Genomic DNA, 21,280 nt, shown 5'->3' with positions numbered 1-21,280 from the left:
CCTCGTGCTGGTCATGAAATATCGATCCGTATCTCGCCCCGCGTCAGGCCGATTTGCTCTGAACCAATGGACTCAACTCAGCCTGACACGCAGGGGCGGCCCGGGAAACGACAGGCGGCCGAGAAGCTGGCGCTCGGTGAGGCGTACGGACCGGGAACGCATGTGGTGGTCGATGAGGCGGGCCGCTCGCATCACTCGGACACGCTCACTGACTACTGGGACAAGGTCACCAAGGCGACGGGGTGCGCCGGATCCGGCTGCATGATGCTCGCCACACGTGCGGGACTTTGATGCACCTTCAGAGGGGTGCCGATCGCGGTGATCTCGGCATGGCTGGGGCACGCTGATTCCGCCTTCACCATGCGCACCTATGTCCATTCGCATGATGATGCGCTGGCTTCGGCGGCAGGCATGCCGGAGGCGCTTGTGACAAACCGTGACAAGAAGGGTGCGGCGCCGGTTCGACGGAAGCGCCGACGGTCCCGGAAATCGGCTGGTTAGAGCCGGAAAGTTGTTGAGCCGCCTGGGAGAATCGAACTCCCGACCTTTTCATTACGAGTGAAGCGCTCTACCGACTGAGCTAAGGCGGCGTGCCTTGCGGCGGGTGCGAGTCTATCGCCTCGGGGGCGGATCGGGAAAATCGGTGGGCGGGTGCGGCGGTGACCTGGGTCAACCGGTGGTTCGGGCGGCGATCAGACCGGCGACCATGGCGGCCACGGCGAAGCGGGGTTTGACGTTGAGGTCGAGGGCCTCGCGGCATTCGAGGACGGCCTCGATGGAGCGGAGCAGGCCCTCGGGGCGGACGTCGGTGGACAGCTCGCGGATCTGGTCCGGGAGGTCCGGATGGGTGAGGGCCACACCGGTGCTCGGATCAGGGCGGGCCGCGCCCAGGCGGACCGCGAGCGCGTCGCGGTAGAGGCCCGCCACATCGATCAGCGCGCGGTCCAGGGAGTCGCGGCCGGTGCGGGTGGCGCGGGATTTCTGGCGACGTTCCAGATCCTTCAGCGCGCCCGCCGAGCCGCGGGTCGCCGAGGCGGTGCCCTTACCGGTGCCGCCCGCGCCCAGGGCCGTGGCCAATTCCTCGCGCTCGCGCTCGTCCCGGGTGGCGCTGACCTGTTTGGCCTCCTCCTCGGCCGACTTCACCAGTTCATCGGCGGCTGCATAGGCGGCGCCCGGTCGGGCCGTGGCCGCGACCAATGCCAGGGCCCGCTTACGCCGAGTCCGGGCCTCTTCGTCGGTGGCCAACCGCCGGGCGCGGCCGACATGTCCGCCGCTCACCGAGGCCGCCCATGCCGCGGTGTCGGCATCCAGTCCGTCGCGCTCCCGCAACACCCGGGCGATGGCCGGGGCCGAGGGTGTCACCAAATGCACATGCCGACACCGCGATCGCAGCGTCACGGAGATGTCCTCGGGATCCACCGACGGCGCACACAGCAGGAACACCGTTCGCTCCGGCGGCTCCTCGACGACCTTCAGCAGCACGTTCCCGGCCGCCTCGGTCAATCGGTCGGCGTCCTCGATCACCACCACCTGCCAGCGGCCGGTGCTGGGCCGACGCGCGGCGACCTGCACGATCTCGCGCATCTCCTTGGTGCCGATGCTCAATCCCTCGGGGATCACCCGGCGCACATCGCCGTGGGTGCCCGCCATCGTGGTGGTGCAGGCATGACAGTGGCCGCATCCAGGGGTCCCCGGATCGGTGCACTGCAGCGCGGCCGCGAAACACAGCGCCGCCACCGAACGCCCGGATCCGGGCGGGCCGGTGAACAACCACGAATGCGTCATCGCCGAGGACGACACCCCGCTGCGCGCCGCCACTGCCGCAGCCGTCAGCTCGGACTCGACCGCATCCTGGCCCACCAGCCGATCGAAGACACCCGCCACGTCGTACACCCTAGCGGCCGCCACCGACAGCTCGGCGCGGCCGCCCGGTCAGGCGTTGCGCTGATAGGTGGAGCTGGCCCCGTCGAGCGCCTCGCGGAGGATATCGGCGTGCCCGCTATGGTGGGCGAGCTCTCGGAAGATGTGCAGCAGCGTGAAACGCACTGTCTGCCACACCCTTTCGGGCACCCAGGGCGAGGTGGGCGTAGGGACGACGGCATCGAGGTCGTCGACGCTCCGAATCAGCGCCGCGATATCGTCGGCGACGGACTCCCATTCCTTCAGCAGACCCTCGACGGTCTCCTCCGGCGCCAGCCGATATTCCGAATCGAACTTGGACACATCGAGTTTCGCGTTCTCGTCGCGCTCGACGAGCACCGTATGCCAATGCCGCTCACAGCTGACCAGATGATGCAGGAGCCCGCCGAGTGTCAGCTCGCTGACGGTCGTGCGCTGCCGAGCCTGACCATCGTCGATGCCGCGCAACGTGATCCGGAACAGCTCGCGCTGGGCGTCGAGCATGGCGATCAGATCTTCACGTTCCTGACTGATCGAGGGTGCGGTCATCGGAGGTCCTTCCGCGGTGCGTGCTCAGATGGCTGGACACGCTACGGCAGGACACCGACAGAAAACGGACACCGACCGATTTCCGCGATCAGGCCTTGGCGGCGGCCTTCTTGGTCGCCTTCTTCACCGGAGCCTTCTCCGCGGACTTGACGGCCTTCTTGGCTGCCGCCTTCTTGGCCGGGGTCTTCTTCGCGGCCTTCTTGGTCGCCTTCTTCACCGGCGCCTTCAACCGCCGATCCGCCAGCAGCTCCGCGGCCCGCGCGTCGGTGACCGACTCCACCTCGTCGCCCTTGCGCAGGCTGGCATTGGTCTCACCGTCGGTGACATACGGGCCGAAGCGGCCGTCCTTGATGACCATCGGCTTGCCCGTGGCCGGATCGGCGCCCAGCTCGCGCAGCGGCGCCGCGCTGTTGGCCTGCCGGCCGCGACGCTTGGGTTCGGCGTAGATCTTCAGCGCCTCCTCCAGCGTCACGGCGAAGATCTGGTCCTCGCTCGTCAGCGACCGCGAGTCGGTGCCCTTCTTCAAATACGGTCCGTAGCGGCCGTTCTGGGCCGTGATCTCCTCACCGTTGGCCGGATCGGCACCCACCACGCGCGGCAGCGACAGCAGCTTGAGCGCGTCGTCGAGGGTGATCGTCGCCAGATCCATCGATTTGAACAGCGAGCCGGTCCGCGGCTTGACGGCCGCCGCCTTCTTGGCGCTCTTCTTCGCGTCCTTGGTTTCACCATCGCCGTTCGGCTCGGGCAGGATCTCGGTGACGTAGGGCCCGAAACGCCCTTCCTTGGCCACGATTCGATGACCGGACTGCGGATCGACACCCAGTTCGCGACCCTCCTGCGGCGTCGAAAACAGCTTCTCGGCGACCTCCGGGGTCAGCTCGTCGGGCGGGAGATCGTCGGGCAGGTTGGCCCGCTGCGAGACCGGATCACCGTCCGGGTCATCGGGATTGACGACCATCCGCTCCAGATAGGGACCGAAGCGACCGACCCGGACCACCACATCGCGGCCCTCGTCGTCGGTGAACATCTTGATCGAGTTGATCTCACGCGCGTCGATATCGTCGAGCCGCTCGCCGACCATCTTCTTCAGCCCGCCCGAGCGCGCCACCGATCCCTCGGCACCGTGCTCGCCGCCGAAGTAGAAGCTGGACAACCAGTCTCCGCGCTGTTCACGCCCGCCCGCGATGGCGTCGAGATCGTCCTCCATGCCCGCGGTGAAGTCGAAATCCACCAGGCGGCCGAAGTACTCCTCGAGCAGACCGACCACCGCGAACGCCACCCACGACGGGACGAGCGCATTACCGCGCTTGTACACATAGCCGCGGTCGAGAATCGTCTTGATGATCGAGGCGTAGGTGGACGGGCGTCCGATGCCGAGTTCTTCCAGCGCCTTGACCAGCGACGCCTCGTTGTAGCGCGGCGGCGGATTGGTGGTGTGGCCGTCCGGGGTCAGCTCGGTGGCGGTGACGCCCTGGCCCTCGTTCAGCGCGGGCAGCCGAGATTCGGCGTCGTCGGACTGGCCGCCGCTGTCCTCGTCGACGCTCTCGACGTAGGCCTTGAGGAAGCCGGCGAAGGTGATCGTGCGACCGGACGCGGAGAACACGCACTCCTCGCCGGTACCGGCCACGCCGGTGATCCGCACGGTCAGCGTGGTACCGCGCGCATCGGCCATCTGCGAGGCGACCGTGCGCTGCCAGATCAGCTCGTAGAGCCGGAACTCGTCCTGATCCAACCGCGAGGCCAGCTGGCCCGGCGTGGCGAAGGTATCGCCCGACGGGCGGATCGCCTCGTGTGCCTCCTGCGCGTTCTTGACCTTGCGGGTGTACTGCCGCGGCGTCGGATGGACGAACTGAGGTCCGTACAGCTGAGTGGCCTGAGCCCGGGCCGCCGCGATCGCCGACTCCGACAGCGTCGTCGAGTCGGTACGCATATAGGTGATGTAGCCGTTCTCATACAGCCGCTGCGCGACCCGCATCGTGCGCTCGGAGCCGAACCGCAGCTTGCGGGCGGCCTCCTGCTGCAGCGTGGAGGTCATGAACGGCGCGTACGGCCGGCGCGTATAGGGCTTGGATTCGACCGAGCCGACCTGGAAATCGGTGGCCTCGAGCGCCTCGGCGAGCCGCCGGGCATAACCCTCGTCCAGCACGACGACCCCGCTGGTCTTCAGCTGACCGTCGGCGCCGAAGTCTCGGCCGCTGGCGACGCGCGATCCGGCGACGGTGACCAGTCGCGCCCCGAAGGTCCGCGGGTTGGCTTCGTCACCCTCGCCGCCGGCGTCGAATTTGGCCGCGATATCCCAGTACTCGGCCGAACGGAACGCCATGCGCTCGCGCTCGCGCTGCACGATGATGCGGGTCGCCACCGACTGCACCCGGCCCGCCGACAGCCTCGGCATGACCTTCTTCCACAGCACGGGACTGACCTCGTAGCCGTAGAGCCGGTCCAGGATGCGGCGTGTCTCCTGCGCGTCGACCAGATCGTTATCCAGCTCGCGAGTGTCGGCGGCGGCCGCGCGGATGGCGGGCTCGGTGATCTCGTGGAACACCATGCGCCGCACAGGGACCTTGGGCTTGAGCGTCTCCAGCAGATGCCAGGCGATGGCCTCGCCCTCGCGGTCGGGGTCGGTGGCCAGATAGAGCTCGTCGGCGTCCTTGAGCAGATTCTTGAGCTCGGAGACCTTCGCCCTCTTGTCCGGGCTCACCACATAGATCGGCTCGAAGTCGTTGTCGACGTCGACGCCCAGCCGGGCCCAGGACTGTCCCTTGTACTTGGCGGGCACATCGGCGGCCCCACGCGGAAGATCGCGAATATGACCGACGGAAGCCTCGACGACGTAGCCGCGGCCCAGATAGGGCGCGATCTTCTTGGCCTTCGTCGGTGACTCGACGATCACGAGACGACGCAGGGGGCGCCCCTGGTCGGGCGCTGCCTGAGAGTTCGGCACTGCACCGCGGTCTCGTGTTGCCACCGGCGAACACACCTTTCCTGTCGACCCGCGCGGCGCCTGGCACGCAGCGCGCGGCTGGGGCAAGCGGTGGAGACAGATGTCTCCCACCAGAGACGTTTATACCGTGTTGTACGACCGCACCTGCGGCACGGCGTGTTGGAATGCCCCGGTTTGCGGTCGAGTGTACTGCCCCGGATACGGCTCGTCCCCCACCGCGGTGGGCGGTGAGGGACGAGCGATCGAACCTAGGTTACGCGCTCAGCTGATGGCGCGAACTCCGGTGGCCTGCGGGCCCTTGGTGCCCTGACCGACCTCGAACTCGACCTTCTGGTTCTCCTCGAGGGTGCGGAAGCCCGACCCCTGGATCTCGGAGTAGTGGACGAAGACGTCAGCGGAGCCGTCCTCGGGCGCGATGAAGCCGAACCCCTTCTCCGCGTTGAACCACTTCACAGTTCCCTGTGCCATTCTGTTCCTTCTCTTTCCATACCGGAACGGCGGACAACTTTGGTTCATCCACCGGGTCCGTTCCGACCGCTGTACTCTGTTCCCCCTGCAGGAAGCATCAAGCACACCGTTCGCAACATCGATCCTGCTGATGGTTTGGACTTTGGATCCGTTCCCTCGAACACAGAAGCTTGCGACCAGGAACCACTTAACCATGTCTCCGGGCAATTCAACAGTCGAGTTACCGACAATTTGCAAAAAAGATGATCTTGCGAATGCGCAGGTGAGGCGCGCAATGCCCATATCCGTACTTGGAGTAGGTTTGCTTCTGGATAACCGAGCGTCTATCAGGAAAACAGCCCGTGGCACGGGTCGCTACTCGGTAGTGAAAAGGCAGGTAGGACTCTCGCAACACACACCGTTCACACATTCTCTGCATGGCGAGGCCTGAGTCGGATGAATCCGAGCGAACCGAAGACGCGGACACATCCGGGCGCAGAACCGGGCTTTGGTCGATCGTTGCTGAATCGTGTCCTGGCCGAGCATCCGGACGGCGACTCGCGTCTGACCCACGTCACCGAACTTCCGGCGCGCGCGGCACAGCTCACGACCTGGCCTTCTTGGGTATCGCCGGATGTGGTCGCGGCGTTTCAGGCGAGCGGCATCGAATTTCCGTGGTCACATCAGACCCGCACGGCCGATCTCGCCGCGGGCGGGCAGCACGTGGTGGTGTGCACGGGAACGGCCTCGGGTAAGTCGCTGGGATATCAATTGCCGGTGCTCACGACGCTGCGCGAGGACCCCCGGGCGACCGCGCTGTATCTCTCGCCGACCAAGGCGCTGGGCGCCGATCAGCTGCGGGCCACGGCGGCGCTCACTCATGAGGGGCCGTTGCGCGATGTGCATCCGGCCACCTATGACGGTGACACTCCGGCCGAGGTGAGGCAGTGGGTGCGTGCCAATGCCCGCTGGGTCTTCACCAATCCGGACATGCTGCATCTGGGCATCCTGCGCTCGCATCAGCGCTGGGCACGGATGCTGCGGCGACTGCGCTACGTGGTGGTCGACGAATGCCATGCCTACCGCGGGGTTTTCGGTTCCCACGTGGCACTCGTGCTGCGGCGGTTGCATCGACTCGCCCGTCATTACGGGGCCGATCCGGTGTTCGTGCTGTGCTCGGCCACCACCGCGGATCCGGCCGTAGCGGCGTCCCGGCTGATCGGCGCGCCTTGTGTGGCGGTCACCGAGGACGGCTCACCGCAGGGCGCCCGCACCGTCGCATTGTGGGAGCCCGCGCTGCTCGCCGCCACCGGAGAGAATGGGGCGCCGGTGCGGCGACCGGCCGTCACCGAGGCCGCGCGGATCATGTCCGACCTGGTCATCGAGGGTGCGCGGACGCTCACATTCGTGCGATCACGGCGGGCCGCGGAGTCGGTGGCGATGGAGACCAGGCGGCTGCTGTTCGAGGTGGATCCACAGCTGGCCGAGCGAGTGGCGGCCTATCGAGCGGGTTATCTGGCCGAGGATCGGCGCGAGTTGGAGGCCGGTCTGGCCGACGGATCGCTGGTCGGCGCGGCGACGACGACCGCGCTCGAACTCGGCGTGGACATCGCCGGGCTGGATGCCGTGGTGATCGCCGGTTTTCCGGGCACGGTCGCCTCGTTCTGGCAGCAGGCCGGGCGGGCCGGGCGGCGCACGCAGGGATCGCTGGTCGTCCTGGTCGCCCGCGACGATCCGCTGGACAACTACCTGGTCCATCACCCGCGGGCGCTGCTGGGCCGGCCGGTGGAGGCGACGATCACCGATCCGCACAATCCCTATGTATTGGGACCGCATCTGCTGTGCGCGGCATTGGAGCAGCCGCTCACCGATGCCGAGGTGCACGACCTCGGGGCCCGGGAATTGCTCGCCGACCTCGCCGAACAGGGCCTCATCCGCCGCCGGGTCAACGGCTCCGGACTGGGCCGCTGGTACGTCACTGCCGCCGCGGCGCCGCACGACGCCGTCGACGTCCGCGGCGGCATCGGCGCGCCGGTGGCGATCGTCGACGAGGAGAGCGGGCGCCTGCTCGGAACGGCCGATGCGGGTCGCGCACCGGCCACGCTGCATCAGGGTGCGGTGCACCTGCATCAAGGCGAGACGTATGTGGTCGACGAACTGGACCTCGACGACGGGATCGCCTTCGTCCACGCCGATCAGCCGGGCTGGACGACCAGCGCCCGGGCGGTCACTTCGATCGCCCTCGACGAGGTGACCACCGAACGCTCGCACGGGGAGGTCACGATCGCCCTGGCCAGGGTGCGGGTGCGCAGTCAGGTCGTCGGCTACCTGCGCAGACTTCCCACGGGCGAGGTATTGGACCTGATCGAGCTGGATCTGCCGGAGCAGACACTGCCGACCCGGGCCGTGCTCTACACCGTCACCCCGAAACTGCTGGGCCGCGCGGGACTCGACCCCAAGCGGGTGCCCGGGGCCCTGCACGCCGCCGAACATGCCGCGATCGGCATGCTGCCCCTGGTCGCGAGCTGTGATCGCTGGGACATCGGCGGGGTATCGACCGCCGAGCATCCCGATACCGGGCTGCCCACGGTGTTCGTCTACGACGGTCATGCTGGTGGCGCGGGCTTCGCCGAGCGCGGCTTCGCCCGGCTGCGGACCTGGTTGGCGGCCACGCTGTCGGTCGTCGAGTCCTGCGAATGCCCGAGTGGCTGCCCGTCCTGCGTGCAGTCGCCCAAGTGCGGCAACGGCAACAACCCGCTGGACAAGGCCGGTGCAGACGCACTGCTGCGCGCGATCCTCGCCGAACTGCCGGACGATCCGGCCGGTGACGGCGGCGAATCCGAACCGTGACAGCCAGGTCACCGCGGCGAGATCGCTTCGCTACCAGAGCCGTATGGTCGCGATCGGGCGCGAACCAGCTGCGAACCAGCCCGGCCCGCGCGAGCTGGGTCACGGTCGCTACCACCCGGAATGAATAAAAAGGAATGTGGTCATATTAACTGGCGCATTGCTCCCGTGAATAACCGCGACTTGCGGGTTCAATTCCAGTGACGCTTCATAGATCAATTGAATAGTGAGTCGGCCTTCAATTCTCGGTAGCGAGTTTCGGCAATGTCGAACAGAACGCGCGCCCGTAGGTTGTGTCGGCGGTCACGCATTACTTGCGGCACCAACCGTTCGGTATTCATGAACTGTCCGGTTCGACAGGACCCGCACGGGCTGCCGCTCGAACCGAACGAGCGCCGAATGGTCCGGCCACGACACTTGTCTCGACGCTGAGTGTGACGTCCCAGCCGACCACGGTGCATTCGAGCACCCTGGCTCGCATATGCCGCGCAATCTCTTCGGCCCTCGCGCAGCCCGCGCCGGATCCGGCGTCGAGCGCACCCGCCGCGGCCAGGGCGCCCAGATCCGCCACGGCCTGGGCGCGGTGCCGCCCGGCGACGATCGCGCCCACCTGAGCCGTCAGCAGCGTGAGCGCGAGCAGTGCGATCACGGCCAGGCACGCCAGGACGGTGGCACCGCCGTCCTCGCCCCGCCAGGCCCGCGTCGCGGCGCTCACTCGCGGACCCCGGGCTCACGGAACGCCACCGCCTCGGCACGCAGCACCAGCAGTGGGAACAGCGGTACCCGGACATCGGCGGTGGCGACCACGAGGTCGCCGTCGTCATGTACCGAGACGGTCGCACCGGACGGAGCCACCCGCCGCGCCGCCGCGAGGGCGCCGGCATCGGCGCCGCGTGCGCTCGAGCGGGCCGCCTCGCGGGCTGCGTCGACACAACGGACCTGTGCCGACGCCGCCAGCAGAGCGGCCAGGCATAAGACCACGACCGCGATGAGCGCGGCCAGGGCTATGGCCGCCTCCACCGTGACCGCGCCGCGCTCACCGTCCGGTCGGCTCACATCGACGTGTTGAGCGCCTTGTCGATGATCCGGGTCAGAGCGCTCACAACCGAGTCGCCGGTGACCACGGTGTAGAGGATCGCGCCGAACGCGGCCGCCGCGACGGTCCCGATGGCGTATTCGACCGTGCTCATGCCGTCGTCGGCAACCACCGCCCGCAACAGCCGGCAGCGCAACTCCCAGAACGCCGATCGCACTGTCCCTCGCATCGATCTCTCCTTTCTGTCGGATCGGCGCGGCCGGTCCGCACCGATTCCCGGATGTGGTCACAGCAGGCCCCCGCCGAGCAGGCGGCCGGCCAGGCCGATCACGACGGGCACGATGCCCAGGCAGAGGAAGGCGGGCAGGAAGCACAGTCCGAGGGGGCCGGCGATCAGGACTCCGGCACGCTCGGCCCGCGCGGTCGCGGTGTCCTCGACCTCCGCTCGACAGTGCTCGGCCAGTTCGGTGACCGCGCCCGCGAGGGCGCTGCCCGACCGTGCGGAGCGGCGAACCAGACGAGCTAGCGCGGCCACGTCGCCGGAGCCGACATCCTCGGCCGCGCGCTGCCACGCCGTGGCCGGATCCGCCCCCAGGGCAAGCAGTTCCGCGGCATGCCGCAGGGCCGTGCGCAACGGATCGGCCGCAGCGAATGCGACCGCACGCGCGGCCGTCGCCACGGGTAGGCCCGCTCGTAGACATGCCGACAGCAGATCGAAGGCCGACGCGGTGGCCAGGGGATCGGCCGCCGCACTTCTCGGTCGACGCCGCAGGCGTTCTCCCCCGCCGAGCACGGTTCGCAGCCGATCCGCAGAGGTCCGCGGTCCCGGCACGACCAGCAGTGCCGAACCGAATAGCAGTACGGCCAACGGTGATCCGGTCATACACGGACCTCGCTTCCGCGCCGCACCGCGAATTCGGGACGGCGACACAACTCGACTACGGCAGTCGATCCGATTCCCTCCACCCACCCCATCGAGGGACAGCACCCGCGCGCGACCGCTCGGCACGACGCGCGCAGCCGCGGAGCCGGGGCGATCGGCCCGGCACTGGCCATCCGTGGAGCCGGACCGCTGGGCATTGCTCGGACCGCCGGGGCGTAACACCCACCCGCACAGGACCGTTCGGGCTGACACCTCGATCGATCTGTCGAGAGGATCTCCGGACTCACCCGCTTCGCGGTCCTGTGCAGCCGGACTCTGCTCGGGTCACCGGTTGAGACAACCCTCGCTTTCCTGTGGCCGAGGTCGATGCCGCCTCCGCCGAGCGATAGCAATGGACGGCGGGGATTCGTCACGTGCACATACGCGATCGCTCGATACGGCCTGTGCGTCGGCCCGGACAGGGAGGCCGGCCCCATACCTTGCGTTCGTAGCTCGAGCCGACGGGCCGCACTCGGGGTGATATACGAGAGGTGTTTCATATCAACGCCTTTCGGGTGAGGGCGTCGGTCCAGAGGATGCCGGTGCATGCCAGGGCCACACCGACGGGCAGGAGGAGAGTTCCTGGGCCTGGGCGGAGCAGGACCGTCAGTGGGGATGCGCCCATCAGGTGACCGAGGGTGATGCCGATCAGGGGGAGGGCGGCCAGGACCGCCGCCGTCGCGCGGGGACCCGCCAGGGCCGCGCGGGTGCGGTCACGAAAACGTATGCGAGCGAGCAGGTCCCAGCGGGCGGCGGACAGGAGGTCGGCCAACGCCAGTCCGTACTGCTCGGCCAGCTGCCAGGCATCGGCGATACGACCGAGCTCCGCCGCGACCAGCGCGTGTGGATCGCGCAGTCCATCGGAGGCCCGACCGCCCAGTCGGCTACGGGCCGCACAGGCCGCGAAGGCACGAGCCGCCACGCCATCGGTCTCCTCGGCCGCCACCGCGGCCGCCGTGCCCGGGTGAGCGCCGACGCGCAGTTCGCCGATCACGATCTCGAGCCCATCCGCCAAGGCCCGGCATTGCGCGATGCGCCGACGATCGGTCCGCCCCCGGCGCATCCGTGCGCCGACGGTGGTCGCGGCCATCGCGACGGCGATCAGTGCGCCCACGCCCAGCACCGCCACCGCGCCGAGTGCGCACAGCAGCACGACCCGGAGGACCCAGGGCGACCGAGGTTTTCGCATCGAATGCGGCTCACCGAACAGGGCGGTGAACCGTCGCCTCCCGATCCCGGAGGGCAGGGCGATCATCGCGAGCGAGAGACAGAGCACCACCGCGCTCATCGCGCCGCCGGACTGCAGAGGAGCCGCCCCGCACAGGCTCTCCAGACCGGTAGCGTTACCCGACGGCCTGGATGGCGATCCGTGCCGGACATCCGAGTCCCAGTGTCGTCCTGCGTAATTCGGCGATGCCGGGGGCCAGCGCCCAGGTGCGGACGCGACCGACAGCCCGGTTCCGCGCGGTCGGGTCGCCGCCGTGGCCGCGGGGTGCGGTCTGGGCGGGGCCGGAGGGTCGGATGTGGGGTCATTGCCGGAGCCGTTCGTCGAGGAGTCGGTGCAGGGCTGGGGCCGCCGGGGTTGGGATGGGGTCTCGGTGCCAGGCGGGATCGATGTGGACTCGGTCGTCGGGGGTGCGCAGGACCATGCCGATCTCGTGGAGGGCGCGGGTGCCGTCGGGGCGGCGATGCATGTGCAGAATCACCTGGAGGGCGGCGGATAGTTGGCTGTGCAGCGCGGGGCGGCCCATACCGCCCAGGGCCGCAAGGGCTTCCAGACGGGCGGGGACCTCACGGGGAGAGTTGGCGTGCACGGTGCCCGCACCGCCGTCGTGGCCGGTGTTGAGGGCCGTCAGCAGGTCTACGACCTCCGCGCCGCGGACCTCCCCGATGACGATGCGATCCGGGCGCATGCGCAGGGCCTGCCGGACCAGGTCGCGCACGGTCACCGCGCCGATACCCTCCACATTCGCGGTGCGGGCGACGAGCCGGACCACGTGCGGATGCGGCGGAGCCAGCTCGGCCGCATCCTCGACGCAGACGATGCGTTCGCCCGCATCGACCTTCGCCAGCAACCCGGACAGCAACGTGGTCTTGCCCGCACCGGTTCCGCCCACGACCAGGAAGGCCAGGCGGGCCCGAATGATCCTCTCCAGCAACAGCTTCGCCTCGGACGGGACGGCGCCGCCGGCGGCCAAGGAGTCGAGGTCCTGGGTGGCCGGGCGGAGCACTCGCAACGACAGGCACGTTCCGCCGTGCGCGATGGGCGCGAGCACGGCGTGCAATCGCACGCCGAACGAATCACCCAGCAGGCCTTCGATTTCCGGGAGCCGGCCGTCCACCCATGGCTGCGCGTCGTCGAGTCGGCGACCGGCGGCCAGGGCGAGCCGCTGTGCCAACCGGCGCACGGCCGCCTCGTCGGAAAAACCGATCCGGGTGCGCCGCAGCCCGTTCCCGCGATCCACCCACACCGCATCGGGCGCCGTGACGAGCACATCGGATACCCGCGGATCGTGCAGCAGCGGCTCGAGCACGCCGACGCCGGTCATCTCGGTCTGCAGTAGCCGCAAGGCCCGCAGCAGGTCGGTATCGCCCAGTACCCCGCCCGCCTCGGCCCGAATGGCCGCCGCCACCCGGGCAGGATCAGGATCCGCGGCCTCGGCGACCAACCGCTCCCGCACCCGATCCAACAGCTCCGCGGTCACGAGCCCGCTCATCGCCGACCGCCGAATCCGCGGCGAACCATCGAATGATGCCGAACCGCGACGTCCCGCAGCCGGTCGGACTTTCGGCCGCCGACGCCAGGAGCGATCACATCCCAGTGCAGATGACGAAATCTGTTATCGCCGTGCGGGAAACAGCGTCGACCCGCCGCGCTCATCGGCCCGCCTCCGACTCGATACGAGCGAGAGCCTCACCCACACATGATGTTTCGACGATCTGCGCGCGGGTCCGGACCGCGCCACATCGGCAGGCGCTTCGAGGGGACCGGCCGACTCCTGACGGATAACCGCCGAACCTGACCGCGCGCAGACCTGTCGCCAGAGGCGGAAACCATCCGGAAATGCCACACCAAAACACGGATTTGTTCGACGAAAACACCTGCAGGCCAGAATAACTGAGCGAATTCCAGTCACTTCCGACAGCATCATGGGTCCGATTTGCCCGAATCGACCGGCGGAGGGTTCGCGGCTCACCCGGAACGGCCGCCACACGATCGACAGCAAGCTCACAATGCGATATCCGGAAGTTGTTGGTGAACAACGGAATACCTGCAGTCATCGAGCGACCTCCGGGAGAGCTTCGAGGATGGCCTCGGCGGCCGTGCGCAGGGGGCCGCGAGCGTTGGTCAGGCCGGTGCGTTCCACGCGGTACGGGAGGCCCGGCTGCGGCCGGAAGGCCGACAGGAGCGGCAGGGCCAGGGCGTCGGCGATCTCCGCGCCGCGCAGACCGCCGGGCGCGGGGCCGCGAACCACCAAGGCCTGGTTGGGGTTTCGAGGTCGGATCCATGCCGTCACGGCACGGGCCGCGGCCACCGCGCGCAGGCGTGCGGGCGCGACCAGGACGACCAGATCGGCGGCATCGAGCATCTGATCCACATGCGGGCCCCGCGCGGCGGAGATATCGCAGACGACCAACTCACCCGCCGCGCGCCCGGCCGCCAGCACAGCCCGGGCCGCTGCCGGACCGATCTCCCCGGGCGGACCATCATCGACCCGGCCGCAGGAGAGCAGGCTCAGGCGCGGCGTGACCGCCGGGAGGGCGTCGTGCAGGGCGCGGGCCGCCACCCGCCCGTCCTCGACGACCAGATCGGGCCAGCGCAGCCCGGCGGTCGACTCGATGCCCAGCAGCAGGTCCAGCCCGCCGCCCAGTGGATCGCCGTCGACCAGCAGGGTGTCGTCGCGAAATCGGGCGGCGGCGGCGGTCAGGGCGACGGCCGCGGCGAGTACCGAGGCGCCCGCTCCCCCGCCTACGCCGACGAGGGCGACCGCCACACCGTCGCCGGATCCGCGCTGGACATGGTCGGCGAAGGCCTCGATGAGCCGGGGGGCCGCTATGGGCAGCGGAATCACTCGGTCGCTGCCGATGGCGGCGGCCGCCTGCCAGTCGGCCAGCTCGGGCTCGCCCGCCGTCACCAGGATCGTCCCGGCTCGACGCGGGCAACCGGCCTCGACACAGTCCCGCGCATTGACTGTGTCGAGGATCACCGATCCCGCTCCGAGCCAGGCATGTCGGCCGACCGGCGACCTGCGCTCGTCGAGGCGACGGTCGGCCGCGGCCGCGATGCGCCGGACCTCGTCGCGCAGGCGGTGGTCGGCGATCAGGACCAGGGCCGAGGGCGATAGCGCTGCAACGGAATTCATGCAGGTCAGCGTCGCTCGAGCCGGATCCTCATGCCAGGGTGCGAATGCCGATTGTGGATAACTCTGGGGGTGTGAGCAAGGACAGAACCCCGCGTAACAGCTACCGGCACAGGGAGAACGGGCGGAAGTTCCGGAGATAGAGGACGGCCCCAGCCGGGGGGGGAGGAGGCTGGGGCCGTCGGGGTTCAGCCCCGGGGGGTCGGGCTGAACGCGCCTGGACCATGTCCAGGTGCCAGCAATACTACACCCACGCCCCGCCCGAAACGCAAGTCCACCGGCCCGGGAAGTTTGTGTGGCCGGTACCTATCCTGGACGCCGTGACGAGTACGCGCCCCGAACGCATCGCCGCGTTCTTCGATCTGGACAAGACGGTTATCGCCAAGTCGAGCGCCTTCGTCTTCAGCAAGCCGTTCTTCGCCCAGGGCCTGCTCGATCGGCGCACGGTGCTGGAGAGCAGTTACGCGCATTTCCTGTTCCTGCTCTCCGGCGCCGACCACGATCAGATGGAACGGATGCGTGAGCATCTGACGAAGATGTGCGCCGGCTGGGATGTGAACCAGGTGCGGTCGATCGTCGCCGAAACCCTGCACGAACTGGTGGATCCCCTGATCTACGCCGAGGCGGCCGACCTGATCGCCGACCATCGGATCCGCGGCCACGACGTGGTGATCGTCTCGGCCTCCGGTGAGGAGATCGTGGCGCCGATCGCCGCCGCCTTGGGTGCGACGTATACGGCCGCCACCCGCATGGTGGTCGAAAATGGAAGGTACACAGGCGAAGTCGAGTTCTACTGCTACGGCCAGGGTAAGGTCGAGGCGATGGAGCGACTGGCCGCGAGCGAGGGTTACGACCTGTCCCGCTGTTACGCCTACTCCGATTCGGTCACCGATCTGCCGATGCTGTCGGCGGTCGGGCATCCGACGGCGGTCAATCCGGACCGAAATCTGCGGCGGGAGGCCATCTCTCATGGCTGGCCGGTGCTGGAGTTCTCCAATCCGGTATCGCTGTGGGCCCGGTTCCCGGCGCCCTCGTCGACGACCGTCGCGGCCACGGCGGTAGTGGGTTTGAGCGCGCTGCTGGCGGGGGCGATCAGTTACCGATTGTTGCGCCGACGTCACTGATGCGACCATCCGGTTATTGCGCCCAACTATCAAGGACACCACGAAACGCCGGGTAACACGCCGATTAGTTGAATGTTTCCCCAGCCCTTGCTGTGAGTCGGGTCACAGAGTAACAATAGAGCCACGGCAGGACGGACGGCCAAGATCAGAGCCGGAAGAGAAGGTCCGATCTCCCATCCCATCCTTCCCAGCACGGGCGTCAGGCACCCACGCGGAGCGCGCCGCGACAAGGGCAAGAGCGTTGTGGGCCTGCGAGTACCGATCCGCGATGGCGGGCGCCTCGCACGAGTTGCGGGGATGAACCATCGGGGCCGGCAAATCGCCGAGGCCGCAGAACACAACCGGAGAAGCACGCTTGGTAACCGGGCGGTCCGTGCTAGCGGGCGGTGAGGTCGACAACGACTACGCCGCCCGCTTCGATATGTTCAGGGGCAGCGGCGCCGGAGGCCGCGCATCAAACCCGGGCGTCTGCTATCGAACGTGCTTCTCGCGCACCGTCTTCCAGTGCTCCGCAGCACAGGATCACCCAGCCGCCGACCCCTTCGGGAGTGCCGTCGCCGAAGACCGATGCCGCGTCCAGGTAGGCCTGGCGGCGGCGCAGCCAGAACACCTCGGGCACGCCGAGGCTGTGCGGGTCGAGGCCGCTCGACACCGAGACGAGTCTGGCGGCGGCCCGGGCCACGAGGCCGTCGGCGCTGCCGAATGGTTGCAGCGCCAGCAACTCTCCGTGGACGACGGCTGCCAGGACCGGGGCCGGGGCAGTGGAGGTCAGCACCGTCTGGGCAAGTAGATCCAGGCGTTCGGCGACGCCCGGAGCGCTGCGGGGGCGGCCGAGTTGCTCCTGATCGGTCACCAGGTCGGCGGCGGCCAGCAGATGCAGTCGGGCCAGGGCCTGCAGTGGGGCCCGCGACCAGATCGCGACCAGATTGCGCAGGGCATCGCCGTCGAGGGCCTGTCCGACGCGGAGGGCGCCCGCGAGGATCGGGTCGGCGACCTGGCCGTCGGGGGGCAGTTCGGTGCTGCCGCCGTCGATGGCCGCCGACGATCGTGCCGCCCGTACCGCGGCCTCGGCGGCCGTGGTGGGCCAGCCCCGTCGATTGGCCTTGTGCCGGTGCACCTCGGCCAGCGCTTCGCGGGCCCGGTCGGCCGCCTCACGCACACCGGGCAGATCGGCCAGGGGTTGCAGCACGTCACTCACGAACCCACACGGTAGTCGAGCCCTCGATGCCCACTGCGCGGTCATCGAGGGACATGGGGAGGGGCGCGCGGTCACCGAGGAACGGTGGGGAGGAGCGCGCGGTCACCGAGGAACAGTGGGGAGGAGCGCGCGGTCACCGAGGAACAGTGGGGAGGAGCGCGCGGTCACCGAGGAACAGTGGGGAGGGGCAAGCGTGGCGTGCTCAGCGAGGACACTCGGTGGGAGCGCTGAGCGGGCGTGGGCGGCCGTTGCGGCCGTGCCCGAGGCGAACCGACGGCCCTCATCGCACCGTGGGTTCGCGTCCGTGGAAATGGGCACGGCCGCAAGGGTTTACGGCGTGGTTACGCCGACTTCAACAGGTCGCGGCCGGGGATGGCGGCGAGGAGGCGGCGGGTGTAGTCCGACTCCGGGTGGTCGAAGACCTCCGTGGTGGTGGCCGCCTCGACGATCTTGCCCTGCTGCATGACCACGACGTTGTCGGCGATCTGGCGGACCACCGCGAGGTCGTGGGTGATGAACAGATACGACAGGCCCAGTTCGGCCTGCAGCTCGTTGAGCAGGGTGAGGATCTGCGCCTGGACCAGCACGTCCAGTGCCGATACCGCCTCGTCGCACACCACCACCTCGGGCGAGAGCGCCAGTGCCCGGGCGATCGCCACGCGCTGACGCTGACCGCCGGACAGCTCGTTCGGATAGCGGCGCATCACCGAGGCCGGCAACGACACCTTGTCCAGCAGATCCCTGACCGTGGCCTCCCGTTCCTTCGGGGTGCCGATGCGGTGGGTGCGCAGCGGTTCCTCGATGGTGCGGTAGATCGAGTACATCGGGTCCAGCGAACCGTAGGGGTCCTGGAACACCGGCTGCAGCCGTCGGCGAAATGCCAAGGCCGCCTTGGTGTCCAGTGCAGCCACCTCGCGGCCGTCGAAGCTGACCTTGCCCGAGGTCGGCGGGAGCAGGCCCAGAACCATCTGCGCCACAGTCGATTTACCGGACCCCGATTCGCCCACGATGGCGGTCGTGGTGCCGCGGCGCAGCCGGAACGACACATCGTCCACGGCGACCAGATCGGAGGACTTCCACGGCGCGCTGCCGCGGATCTTGAACACCTTGGTCAGACCCTCCACGATCACCACATCGTCGGGAGCACTGGCGAATTCGGCATCGGTCTCGGCCAGCTGCTCGGCGACCTCGATGGCCTGTTCGCGCACCTCGGCGCGCGCACGCACCGACGAGAGCCGCTGCGAGGCCAGTGACGGCGCCGAGTTCACCAGCTTCTTGGTGTACAGATGCTGCGGATCGCGCAGAATCTGCAGTGCCGGACCGGATTCCACGACCCGACCGCGATACATCACCACCAGATGTTCGGCCCGTTCCGCGGCCAGGCCCAGATCGTGGGTGATCAGCAGCACCGCGGTGCCGAGTTCATCGGTGAGTTCCTGGAGATGGTCGAGGATCTGCCGCTGCACGGTCACATCGAGCGCGGAGGTCGGCTCGTCGGCGATCAGCAGTTTGGGCCGGCAGGACAGTCCCATCGCGATCAGCGCGCGCTGGCGCATACCGCCGGAGAACTCGTGCGGGTACTGGTTGACCCGTCGTTCGGCATCCGACATGCCCGCCTCGGCGAGCAGCTCCGGAACCTTCCGCTTCGCCTCGGCGCCCTTGGCAATCCCGTTGGCCACCAAGGTTTCCCGGATCTGGAAGCCGACCTTCCACACCGGGTTGAGATTCGACATCGGGTCCTGCGGGACGAAGCCGATGCCGCGGCCGCGCACGCCGACGATCTCGCGCTTGGACGCCGCCGCCAGATCCTTGCCGTCGAACAGGATCGAGCCGGAGCTGACCTCGCCGGAACCGGGCAGCAGATCGATGATCGCGTGTGCGGTCGTGGACTTGCCGGAACCGGATTCACCGACGATCGCGACGGTCTGACCCGGATACACCGACAGGTTCACCCCGCGCACCGCCGGAATCTTGCGGCCCTCGGACGTGAAGCTGACATTGAGGTCACGGACCTCGAGCAGTGGTTGGTCCATCTCACTCACCTCTTGCGTGCCTTGGGATCCAGCGCGTCGCGCACCGCATCGCCCAGCAGAATGAAGCTGAGCACGGTGAGCGCCAACGCCGTAGCGGGATAGAACAGGATGCCGGAGGTGCGGATCTCCTTCTGATCCGCGGCGATATCGCCACCCCAGGACACGACCGTGCGCGACAGGCCGACGCCGAGGTAGGACAGCGTCGCCTCGGTCACGATGAACGCGCCCAGCGAGATCGTGCTGACCACGATCAGCGGTCCGGCGGAGTTGGGCAGCACGTGCCGGATCAGGGTCCGGAATCGGGATACGCCCAATGCCTTTGCCGCCGTGACATATTCGCTGCCCTTGGCCTGGATCACCGCACTGCGGGCGATGCGCGCGGCCTGCGGCCAGCTGAACGAGGCCAGCGTCAGCATGACGGTGAAGATCGTGCGCGAATCCAGCAGCTGCATGACCACGATCGCGGCGAGCATCAGCGGCAGGGCGTAGAAGATCTCCGCGACGCGCGACACGATCGAATCCAGCAGTCCGCCATAGTATCCGGACAGCGCGCCGAGCACACCACCGATCAGGACGAACAGCACGGTCGCGCCCACGCCGACCGCCACCGACGCCCGCGCGCCGTAGAGGGTGCGCGCGAAGATGTCACAGCCCTGCTTGTCGAAGCCGAACGGATGTCCCGAACCGGGATCGTGCATGCTGAAATCACCGCTGCAATACCGCGGATCCAGATTCGTGAACAGGCTCGGCCAGGCGACCACGACCAGGACGAACGCGATCAGGACCGCGGCGGCGATGAAGATCGGATTGCGCCGCAGCTGCCGCCAGGCGTCGCGCCACACGCTGGTCGGCGCGGCGGTCTCGTCGAGGCGGTCGGTGGCCAGCACCTCGACCTCGTCGGGCGGCGCGACGAAATGCTCCTGGCCGGGCCGGATCGGCCGGACTTCGGTCGTTTGGTCAGGCATAGCGGATCCTCGGATCGAGTGCGGCGTACAGCAGGTCGACGATCAGATTCGCGATCAGGAACACCATGATCAACACGGTCACGAACGCCACCACGGTCGGCGGCTCGCCGCGCGTGATCGCCTGGAACAGCGTCCCGCCGACACCGGGAATGTTGAAGATGCCCTCGGTCACGATCGCGCCGCCCATCAGGGCGCCCAGATCGGTGCCCAGGAAGGTGATCACCGGAATCATCGAATTACGCAGGATGTGCACAACGATGACGCGCGGCCGGCTCAGCCCCTTCGCGGTGGCCGTGCGGACGTAGTCGGCACTCATGTTCTCCGCCACCGAGTTTCGGGTCAGCCGCAGCACATACGCGAACGACAGCGAACCCAAGACGAAGGCGGGCATGATCAGGTCGCCCCAGTCGGCCTTGCCGCCCACCGTCACCGGAGCGATGCCCCATTTGATGCCGAGCAGGAACTGGGCCAGGAAGCCGACCACGAAGATCGGCACGGCGATGATGATCAGGCTCAACACCAGCATCGTCGAATCGAACAGCTTGCCCTTGCGCAGCCCGGCGATCAGGCCGAACAGCACGCCGAACACGCCCTCGATGGCCACTGCCATGACGGACAGCCGGAAGGTGATCGGGAAGGCGCGGGCCAACTCGTCGCGCACCGGTCGCCCGGAGAACGAGGTCCCGAAATCGAGGGTGAGGATGCCCTTCAGATACTCCAGATACTGGATGAAGAAGGGCTGGTCCAGGTGGTAGCGGGCACGCAGGGTGGCCTCCACCGCCGGGGTCATGGGCTTGTCACCGGCCAGCGCCCGAATGGGATCGCCGGGCAGTAGGAAGACCATTGCGTAGATGAGCAGCGTGGCTCCGAGGAAGACCGGAATCATCTGAAGCAGCCGCCGCACGACATACCAAGCCATGTTTCACTCCTGTGAGTGGCGGGGGCCGCGCGTGTC

17 protein-coding genes, 1 tRNA gene and 1 pseudogene are annotated in these 21,280 nt (G+C 68.4%); 3 read left to right on the top strand and 16 right to left on the bottom strand.

Features of this window, described 5'->3' with window-relative positions:
• A pseudogene (locus ACIA76_RS30230) lies at positions 1-291 on the top strand (hypothetical protein); the annotation flags it as partial.
• A gap of 226 nt (positions 292-517) precedes the next feature.
• Here the strand turns inward: ACIA76_RS30230 and ACIA76_RS30225 are convergent.
• The 5 genes from ACIA76_RS30225 to ACIA76_RS30205 all read right to left on the bottom strand — a co-directional run bounded on the left by ACIA76_RS30225 (position 518) and on the right by ACIA76_RS30205 (position 5,860).
• A tRNA-Thr gene (locus ACIA76_RS30225) sits at positions 518-590 on the bottom strand.
• A gap of 79 nt (positions 591-669) precedes the next feature.
• Positions 670-1,884 (bottom strand): DNA polymerase III subunit delta', encoded by a 1,215-nt coding sequence (locus tag ACIA76_RS30220; protein WP_397156580.1) that lies wholly within the window; start codon positions 1,882-1,884, stop codon positions 670-672.
• A gap of 48 nt (positions 1,885-1,932) precedes the next feature.
• Positions 1,933-2,448, bottom strand: coding sequence for a DUF664 domain-containing protein (locus ACIA76_RS30215; protein ID WP_397156578.1), 516 nt, complete (start codon positions 2,446-2,448; stop codon positions 1,933-1,935).
• An 88-nt stretch (positions 2,449-2,536) separates the two neighbouring features.
• A complete protein-coding gene (gene topA, locus ACIA76_RS30210) occupies positions 2,537-5,392 on the bottom strand; it encodes a type I DNA topoisomerase (RefSeq protein ID WP_397156606.1) in 2,856 nt (951 codons plus the stop codon).
• A 261-nt stretch (positions 5,393-5,653) separates the two neighbouring features.
• Complete coding sequence (locus ACIA76_RS30205; RefSeq protein WP_062506310.1) at positions 5,654-5,860, bottom strand: cold-shock protein; 207 nt, start codon at positions 5,858-5,860, stop codon at positions 5,654-5,656.
• 435 nt (positions 5,861-6,295) lie between these two features.
• Here ACIA76_RS30205 and ACIA76_RS30200 point away from each other — a divergent pair, with 435 nt between their 5' ends.
• A complete protein-coding gene (locus ACIA76_RS30200) occupies positions 6,296-8,689 on the top strand; it encodes a DEAD/DEAH box helicase (protein WP_397156576.1) in 2,394 nt (797 codons plus the stop codon).
• Between the two features lie 334 nt (positions 8,690-9,023).
• Here ACIA76_RS30200 and ACIA76_RS30195 read toward each other — a convergent pair whose 3' ends face one another.
• The 7 genes from ACIA76_RS30195 to ssd all read right to left on the bottom strand — a co-directional run bounded on the left by ACIA76_RS30195 (position 9,024) and on the right by ssd (position 15,008).
• The gene (locus ACIA76_RS30195) at positions 9,024-9,401 is read right to left on the bottom strand and encodes an Rv3654c family TadE-like protein (RefSeq protein WP_397156574.1); all 378 of its coding nucleotides are present in this window, start codon (positions 9,399-9,401) and stop codon (positions 9,024-9,026) included.
• Positions 9,398-9,742 (bottom strand): TadE family type IV pilus minor pilin, encoded by a 345-nt coding sequence (locus tag ACIA76_RS30190; protein ID WP_397156573.1) that lies wholly within the window; start codon positions 9,740-9,742, stop codon positions 9,398-9,400. Before ACIA76_RS30190 ends, ACIA76_RS30195 begins: the two co-directional genes overlap by 4 nt.
• Positions 9,739-9,951, bottom strand: a complete 213-nt coding sequence (locus ACIA76_RS30185) for a DUF4244 domain-containing protein (protein WP_397156570.1) — start codon at positions 9,949-9,951, stop codon at positions 9,739-9,741. The genes ACIA76_RS30190 and ACIA76_RS30185 overlap by 4 nt, the downstream gene beginning before the upstream one ends.
• 57 nt (positions 9,952-10,008) lie before the next feature.
• Positions 10,009-10,605, bottom strand: a complete 597-nt coding sequence (locus ACIA76_RS30180; RefSeq protein ID WP_397156568.1) for a type II secretion system F family protein — start codon at positions 10,603-10,605, stop codon at positions 10,009-10,011.
• Between the two features lie 535 nt (positions 10,606-11,140).
• Positions 11,141-11,932, bottom strand: a complete 792-nt coding sequence (locus tag ACIA76_RS30175; RefSeq protein ID WP_397156565.1) for a type II secretion system F family protein — start codon at positions 11,930-11,932, stop codon at positions 11,141-11,143.
• A gap of 241 nt (positions 11,933-12,173) precedes the next feature.
• Positions 12,174-13,361, bottom strand: a complete 1,188-nt coding sequence (locus ACIA76_RS30170; protein ID WP_397156563.1) for a TadA family conjugal transfer-associated ATPase — start codon at positions 13,359-13,361, stop codon at positions 12,174-12,176.
• Positions 13,362-13,922: 561 nt separating this feature from the next.
• Complete coding sequence (ssd, locus tag ACIA76_RS30165; protein WP_397156561.1) at positions 13,923-15,008, bottom strand: septum site-determining protein Ssd; 1,086 nt, start codon at positions 15,006-15,008, stop codon at positions 13,923-13,925.
• Positions 15,009-15,316: 308 nt separating this feature from the next.
• Between ssd and ACIA76_RS30160 the strand changes: the two genes are divergently transcribed.
• Positions 15,317-16,129: an HAD family hydrolase gene (locus tag ACIA76_RS30160; protein WP_397156604.1), complete on the top strand. Its 813-nt coding sequence runs from the start codon at positions 15,317-15,319 to the stop codon at positions 16,127-16,129.
• 454 nt (positions 16,130-16,583) lie between these two features.
• Here ACIA76_RS30160 and ACIA76_RS30155 read toward each other — a convergent pair whose 3' ends face one another.
• The 4 genes from ACIA76_RS30155 to ACIA76_RS30140 form a co-directional block, all read right to left on the bottom strand.
• Positions 16,584-17,327 carry an oxidoreductase gene (locus ACIA76_RS30155; protein ID WP_397156559.1) on the bottom strand — a complete coding sequence of 248 codons (744 nt, stop codon included), beginning with the start codon at positions 17,325-17,327 and terminating at the stop codon, positions 16,584-16,586.
• 341 nt (positions 17,328-17,668) lie between these two features.
• Entirely contained in the window at positions 17,669-19,360 is a 1,692-nt protein-coding gene (locus ACIA76_RS30150; protein ID WP_397156556.1) for a dipeptide ABC transporter ATP-binding protein, read from the bottom strand.
• A gap of 5 nt (positions 19,361-19,365) precedes the next feature.
• The gene (locus ACIA76_RS30145) at positions 19,366-20,325 is read right to left on the bottom strand and encodes an ABC transporter permease (protein ID WP_397156554.1); all 960 of its coding nucleotides are present in this window, start codon (positions 20,323-20,325) and stop codon (positions 19,366-19,368) included.
• The gene (locus ACIA76_RS30140) at positions 20,318-21,244 is read right to left on the bottom strand and encodes an ABC transporter permease (RefSeq protein WP_397156551.1); all 927 of its coding nucleotides are present in this window, start codon (positions 21,242-21,244) and stop codon (positions 20,318-20,320) included. Before ACIA76_RS30140 ends, ACIA76_RS30145 begins: the two co-directional genes overlap by 8 nt.
• Between the last annotated feature and the right edge of the window lie 36 nt (positions 21,245-21,280).

It is taken from the genome of Nocardia sp. NPDC051570 (assembly GCF_044454005.1).
GTDB lineage: Bacteria > Actinomycetota > Actinomycetes > Mycobacteriales > Mycobacteriaceae > Nocardia.
Note: the sequence above shows the minus strand (reverse complement) of the source record. Positions and strands in the feature narration are given on the sequence as shown.

What these genes read in the sequence shown, in the direction of transcription:
- ACIA76_RS30170 (WP_397156563.1), bottom strand. Translation starts at nt 13,361, where the DNA reads ATGAGCGGGCTCGTGACCGCGGAGCTGTTGGATCGGGTGCGGGAGCGG.
- ACIA76_RS30180 (WP_397156568.1), bottom strand. Translation starts at nt 10,605, where the DNA reads ATGACCGGATCACCGTTGGCCGTACTGCTATTCGGTTCGGCACTGCTG.
- ACIA76_RS30145 (WP_397156554.1), bottom strand. Translation starts at nt 20,325, where the DNA reads ATGCCTGACCAAACGACCGAAGTCCGGCCGATCCGGCCCGGCCAGGAG.
- ACIA76_RS30215 (WP_397156578.1), bottom strand. Translation starts at nt 2,448, where the DNA reads ATGACCGCACCCTCGATCAGTCAGGAACGTGAAGATCTGATCGCCATG.
- ssd (WP_397156561.1), bottom strand. Translation starts at nt 15,008, where the DNA reads ATGAATTCCGTTGCAGCGCTATCGCCCTCGGCCCTGGTCCTGATCGCC.
- ACIA76_RS30150 (WP_397156556.1), bottom strand. Translation starts at nt 19,360, where the DNA reads ATGGACCAACCACTGCTCGAGGTCCGTGACCTCAATGTCAGCTTCACG.
- ACIA76_RS30185 (WP_397156570.1), bottom strand. Translation starts at nt 9,951, where the DNA reads ATGCGAGGGACAGTGCGATCGGCGTTCTGGGAGTTGCGCTGCCGGCTG.
- ACIA76_RS30205 (WP_062506310.1), bottom strand. Translation starts at nt 5,860, where the DNA reads ATGGCACAGGGAACTGTGAAGTGGTTCAACGCGGAGAAGGGGTTCGGC.
- ACIA76_RS30175 (WP_397156565.1), bottom strand. Translation starts at nt 11,932, where the DNA reads ATGAGCGCGGTGGTGCTCTGTCTCTCGCTCGCGATGATCGCCCTGCCC.
- ACIA76_RS30200 (WP_397156576.1), top strand. Translation starts at nt 6,296, where the DNA reads ATGAATCCGAGCGAACCGAAGACGCGGACACATCCGGGCGCAGAACCG.
- ACIA76_RS30140 (WP_397156551.1), bottom strand. Translation starts at nt 21,244, where the DNA reads ATGGCTTGGTATGTCGTGCGGCGGCTGCTTCAGATGATTCCGGTCTTC.